Annotated in this window: 6 protein-coding genes; 2 read left to right on the top strand and 4 right to left on the bottom strand. The window is 29.8% G+C overall.

Annotation, left to right across the window (positions count from 1 at the left end):
- Positions 1-103 precede the first annotated feature (103 nt).
- Positions 104-859: an isocitrate lyase/phosphoenolpyruvate mutase family protein gene (locus KO494_RS15925; RefSeq protein ID WP_215968617.1), complete on the top strand. Its 756-nt coding sequence runs from the start codon at positions 104-106 to the stop codon at positions 857-859.
- Between the two features lies 1 nt (position 860).
- Positions 861-1,919, top strand: a complete 1,059-nt coding sequence (locus tag KO494_RS15920) for a bifunctional transcriptional activator/DNA repair enzyme AdaA (RefSeq protein ID WP_215968616.1) — start codon at positions 861-863, stop codon at positions 1,917-1,919.
- Positions 1,920-2,083: 164 nt separating this feature from the next.
- Here KO494_RS15920 and KO494_RS15915 read toward each other — a convergent pair whose 3' ends face one another.
- From KO494_RS15915 to KO494_RS15900, 4 genes are all read right to left on the bottom strand, one after another.
- A complete protein-coding gene (locus KO494_RS15915) occupies positions 2,084-2,260 on the bottom strand; it encodes a hypothetical protein (protein ID WP_215968615.1) in 177 nt (58 codons plus the stop codon).
- Between the two features lie 16 nt (positions 2,261-2,276).
- A complete protein-coding gene (locus KO494_RS15910) occupies positions 2,277-2,513 on the bottom strand; it encodes a hypothetical protein (RefSeq protein ID WP_215968614.1) in 237 nt (78 codons plus the stop codon).
- Positions 2,514-3,061: 548 nt separating this feature from the next.
- Positions 3,062-3,307: a hypothetical protein gene (locus KO494_RS15905; protein WP_114309659.1), complete on the bottom strand. Its 246-nt coding sequence runs from the start codon at positions 3,305-3,307 to the stop codon at positions 3,062-3,064.
- Positions 3,308-3,406: 99 nt separating this feature from the next.
- Positions 3,407-3,967 carry an AraC family transcriptional regulator gene (locus KO494_RS15900; RefSeq protein ID WP_215968613.1) on the bottom strand — a complete coding sequence of 187 codons (561 nt, stop codon included), beginning with the start codon at positions 3,965-3,967 and terminating at the stop codon, positions 3,407-3,409.
- Between the last annotated feature and the right edge of the window lie 557 nt (positions 3,968-4,524).

Raw genomic sequence — 4,524 nt, 5'->3', positions numbered from 1 at the left:
TCCATACACGAGAACGTTATGTGCAAGCGAAAAAAAATACTCGTCCAATTTTCGGTTGCTGACTAAATTTCATCATAGTTACTTTGCATCAAAACATAAAAAGATGGAATTTAAAAATTTACACAGTCAAGATAAACCATTATTAATCGGAAATGTTTGGGATGTACCAAGTACAAAAACAGCCGAAAAATTAAACTTTCAAGCAATTGGAACTTCGAGTTCCGCAATTGCATCAATTTTAGGATATAACGATGGCGAAGAAATGGAATTTTCTGAATTGGAATATTTCGTAAAGCGGATTGCCATAAACACAAATCTACCTTTGTCAGTTGATTTGGAATCGGGATATAGTCGCAAACCAAAAGAAATCGTTAATCACATTAAAAGATTAGCAGAATTAGGAGTTGTTGGAATTAATATCGAAGATAGTGTTATTAGCGAAAAACGGATTTTGTTAAACGCTAATGACTTCGCAAAGACACTTAAAGAAATAAAGGAGGAATTAGAAAAGGAAAATGTTGATGTTTTTATAAACGTGAGAACAGATACATTTATCTTGCTTCAAGAAAATGTAATTGAAGAAACAAAAAAAAGAATTCATCTTTATCAAAATGCTGGAGCAAATGGAATTTTCGTTCCTTGTATTGAGAAAGAAAATGACATTAAAACAATTGTCGATTCAACAAATTTACCAATTAATGTAATGTGTATGCCTAACCTTCCAAATTTTGAGACATTAACAAAATTAGGTGTAAAACGAATAAGTATGGGGAATTTCCTTTTCGACAAGATGTATGACAAATTTGAAGAAAGTTTACAAACTGTTTTAAACCAAAGTTCATTTAAATCAATATTTTAAAATGCTGATTAAAGACAATAACAAAATCGAAACTTATTATCAAGCTCTGTTAGATAGAAAACAGAGCTTTGTTGGTATTTTCTTTGTAGGCGTAAAAACCACTTCCGTATTTTGCATTGCGACTTGCCGAGCAAGAAAACCAAAACTGAAAAATGTAGAGTTTTATACTTCATTTAAAGAGGCTTTGGATAATGGATATAGACCTTGTAAAATTTGTAAACCAACGGAAAATGCAAATCAAGCACCTGAACAAGTCGAGAAAGCTATTATATTGGTAAAAGAAAACCCTAAAGACAAAATAACCGACTTCCAATTAAGACAAAAAGGAATTAGTCCAGAGGTTGTGCGTAGATGGTTTAAAAATAATTATGGTATGACTTTTCAAGCATATCAAAGAATGTATAGAATAAACAATGCCTTTCAAGAATTGAAAAAAGGAAAGAATGCTACACATACTGCTTTTGACACGAGTTACGAATCGTTAAGTGGTTTTGGGTACACTTTTAAAAAACTTGTAGGTAAATCACCAAAACAAATTAAAGATAAAAACATAATCCTTATAAATCGTCTTACAACACCTTTAGGTCCAATGTTTGTTTGTGCAACAGATAATGGAATCTGTTTATTAGAATTTGTTGACAGAAGAATGCTCGAAACAGAATTTAAAGATTTGCAAAAATTATTGAAAGCTAATATTATTTCGGGAGAGAACGAACATATCAAACAAGCCAAGAAAGAGATTATAGAATACTTTGAGGGTTCAAGAAAAAAATTTGACGTAAAACTTGAAACACCAGGAACTGATTTTCAAAATTCAGTTTGGAACTGTTTACAACAAATAGAATACGGAACAACTACAACTTATCAAAAACAAGCAGAAAAAATTAACCATCCAAAAGCAATTAGAGCAGTTGCATCTGCAAATGGTTATAATAGAATTTCTATTGTTGTACCTTGTCATAGAGTAATCGGAAAAGACGGAAAAATGACTGGATATGGTGGCGGAATTGAGCGAAAAAAATGGCTGATTGAACACGAACTGAATAACGCCTGCACATAACACCGTATAAAATTAATTGCTGGTTTTTGGCTTACTTACGAAAGTCCAAACGGACTTTCTTGGTTCGTGTTTTATTTACTAAATTAGTCGCTTAAAACACGCAACTAACCTTATACAACAACGTTACCCAACATTTGAAAAAAACTAGCTCTATTCAACTATATCTAGTTTTCATTTTTATAGAATTCAATTTCTCTTTCAAAATAAACTTCTTCTTTTTCTTCTGGATGATTATATACATCACAATAATAGACTTTTCTAGCAAAAATTCTAACTTTTAGAGATTTTGCAGGATTAACTTTTGCACACACTATATCACCTGATTTAAATAAATTACTCATAATTATTGTTTTTATTCTATGGTTCTAAATCATCATAGCCACTTTTTAAAATTATTGAAAGCATCTTAAATCTTTCATTTGCTTCTATTGTATATAAAACATGACCAGGAATAATCATGGATTCATTCTTTTGTAAATATGTAGATATGTTGTCTACTACAATTTCAGCTTTTCCTTCAATTACATTTACAAAAGTTGAAAATGGTGTTTGTTTGGGCTTATACACTTTACCATAGTCCAATGCTAAAGCCATTATATTACCTGTTTTTTCATTTAAAATATGTTTAACGATTATAGTATTCGAAATATATTTCAACTCATTGCTAATATTGAATGCCTTAAGGTTTTCAAATTCATGATTCTTCATAACACAAATTGTATTTACTCGTCCTTTTTGATTCGTCTCTTTTCTGCTTTAGCTTGTTTCTTTTCTTTAGCTGTCCTAGTTGGTGCTGTTTTGCTGTTTTTAGCTTTACCGCTTTTTTCTTTTGACATGATTATAATTTTTAAATATTAATTAATAACAAGTAATAGTTTATTTAATTGACAAGAACAGTTTTATGCATCATTTGTTTAACCAAAACAAGAAAGCAGACTTTTAAGTCTGCTTTTCTAATTCCAGATAAATAAATCATCTGGACTTCCCTAACTGATTAATAGCCTTACAAAGATAACTATGAGTTAATATATTTAGTTATACACTTTTTGGCGATAGTTACATAAATTACTGATTTAAAGTTTGCAAATAAAAAAAACAGTTTATTTAAAAACTGTTCTTAATAAGTAGACTCAACTTATATTTTAGATTGCACTTGCAACGCTTTTAAAATTTGATTTCAAGATACCTACAACTTCATTTCTGTCCTTATGTAACTTGTTTTCTAATCTCTTGATTAAATCTAATTCTTTACCACTTTCAAATTTTACATCTTCAGAAGATAATTTTGGATATTTTACTTTCAATGCTTTTGATTGTTTGTCCCAATCACCACTAAATTTAAATAGCTCACTTGTCTTTTTCTCACCTTCTTTGTTCTTGGTTTCCATAATTATGTATTTAAGTAGTGCTTAATTGTACTACTATCACAAAGATGAGAACTAATACCTCTAAATGTGTTACAGAAAAGGCATATATGTTTACACATGTCACAGGTTTTCTAAATTGCTCTTTCTTTTTTTTCCTATTTTTTTATAAAATGAAGGTGTGTGTCCAGTAACTTTTTTGAATTGGTTAGACAAATGAGCAACACTACTGTAATTTAATTTATAGGCGATTTCAGTGAGATTAAGTTCGTTGTAAAGAATCAATTCTTTTGCCCTTTCTATTTTGTGTTTGATAATAAAATGCTGAATAGTAATTCCTTTTACTTCTGAAAACAAATTTGATAAATACGTGTAATCATAATTCAATTTTTGTGCTATAAAATCTGAATAATTAACATTTGGGACTTCATCAGAATAATGAATCATTTCTATAATTACGTTTTTTATTTTATCTATAAGAATACTTCTATTATCATCTATTAATTCCAACCCTGATATAGCTAAATTTGATTTGAATTCTTGTTTTTGAGATTCAGAAATATCTTCTTTTATTTCAATCATTCCAAGCTCAACACTTATATAGTGTAAACCCAGTTTTTCTAGCTCATTTTTAACGAAAAGCTTACATCTTAAGCTTACCATATATTTAATATAAAGCTTCATTAATTTTTAGGAATTAAAATGCGTTTGTTATTTAGTTAAAGATAAACTATATAAGTCATTATGTATAGAAAGTTGGCTGAAAGAAAAAACGTTGGGTAACACAGTATATAAAAAATTGCGGGTGTTTGGCTTAAATAAAGGTCGTTGCTTGTTTTGTTACGTCTGATTTTCCTGCGGAAAATCCTCGCAAACAAAACCGCAACTTTCCATATACAAAAACGTTACCAAAAATAGCGTAACAGCAAACTCCTAAACCGAACATAACGCAGAATAGATTACGTGAAAAAAAGCAATACGCGGATTTTTTGCCAATCATGTTTTTGACTTCCTTAGCAATTTGACACAGCAGTTTATAATCGGAATTTAAAACGCATTTCGGAATTTACTCAATCCTTCTCTCCTTCTTGCGAATTTAATGCTTGCTAAAGTCCATTGCTTACTTACGAGAATCTAAGCGGATTTTCATCCAATCTATCTCTTGGATTTCACTCAGAACCGACAAGAGCGTTTTTAACATCTAAGTTTTAAACCGAATTCCTTAATTAACTCAATCCTAT

This window comes from Lacinutrix sp. C3R15, from assembly GCF_018860825.1.
GTDB lineage: Bacteria > Bacteroidota > Bacteroidia > Flavobacteriales > Flavobacteriaceae > Oceanihabitans.
This window is presented reverse-complemented; position numbering and strand designations above follow the sequence as displayed.

Bases quoted from the DNA above. Each gene is read 5' to 3' on its own strand.
- KO494_RS15925 (WP_215968617.1), top strand. From the start codon at position 104: ATGGAATTTAAAAATTTACACAGTCAAGATAAACCATTATTAATCGGA.
- KO494_RS15920 (WP_215968616.1), top strand. From the start codon at position 861: ATGCTGATTAAAGACAATAACAAAATCGAAACTTATTATCAAGCTCTG.
- KO494_RS15915 (WP_215968615.1), bottom strand. From the start codon at position 2,260: ATGAGTAATTTATTTAAATCAGGTGATATAGTGTGTGCAAAAGTTAAT.
- KO494_RS15910 (WP_215968614.1), bottom strand. From the start codon at position 2,513: ATGGCTTTAGCATTGGACTATGGTAAAGTGTATAAGCCCAAACAAACA.
- KO494_RS15905 (WP_114309659.1), bottom strand. From the start codon at position 3,307: ATGGAAACCAAGAACAAAGAAGGTGAGAAAAAGACAAGTGAGCTATTT.
- KO494_RS15900 (WP_215968613.1), bottom strand. From the start codon at position 3,967: ATGAAGCTTTATATTAAATATATGGTAAGCTTAAGATGTAAGCTTTTC.